This is a genomic window from Kineosporia sp. NBRC 101731 (assembly GCF_030269305.1).
In the GTDB taxonomy this organism is placed as follows: Bacteria; Actinomycetota; Actinomycetes; order Actinomycetales; family Kineosporiaceae; genus Kineosporia.
Genome location: NZ_BSTC01000072.1, coordinates 1 through 265, shown reverse-complemented (window position 1 = coordinate 265; position 265 = coordinate 1). Strand labels below are relative to the sequence as shown.

General features: G+C 58.5%; 1 rRNA gene. It reads left to right on the top strand.

The features are described from left to right. Positions 1 to 265 (top strand): 23S ribosomal RNA (locus QSK05_RS36130); the annotation flags it as partial.

Here is a 265-nt window from a genome sequence, read left to right as displayed (position 1 = left end):
CCGTGTGCCTACAATCCGTCGGAGCCTTGAGGGGTGACGGCGTGCCTTTTGAAGAATGAGCCTGCGAGTTAGTGGTGTGTGGCGAGGTTAACCCGTGTGGGGTAGCCGTAGCGAAAGCGAGTCCGAATAGGGCGTTTGAGTCGCATGCTCTAGACCCGAAGCGGAGTGATCTACCCATGGCCAGGTTGAAGCGCGGGTAAGACCGCGTGGAGGACCGAACCCACTTAGGTTGAAAACTGAGGGGATGAGCTGTGGGTAGGGGTGA